At 51.0% G+C, this 263-nt stretch carries 1 pseudogene; it reads left to right on the top strand.

Annotation, left to right across the window (positions count from 1 at the left end):
- Positions 1 to 263: pseudogene (locus SB660_RS21425) on the top strand (YhgE/Pip domain-containing protein); the annotation flags it as partial.

Below are 263 nucleotides of genomic sequence, written 5' to 3' on the forward strand. Positions count from 1 at the left end.
GCGTCTCTCGGCACCGGTTTAAGCAAGCTTTTAGACGGCACCGGACAATTGTCCAGCCAGCTGAAAGATGCGGCTGATCAAACCGGGGACATTAAGACAGATGACAAAACGTACAGCATGTTTGCCGATCCGGTAAAAACGGACGATAACGCGATTCATTCCGTGCCTAACTACGGTACCGGACTGACGCCTTATATTCTCTCTATGGGCTTGTATGTCGGCGGATTGATGCTGACGGTCGTATTCCCTCTGAGTGAAGCTTC

It is taken from the genome of Bacillus sp. SIMBA_005, from assembly GCF_046535585.1.
Taxonomy (GTDB): Bacteria; Bacillota; Bacilli; order Bacillales; family Bacillaceae; genus Bacillus; species Bacillus pumilus.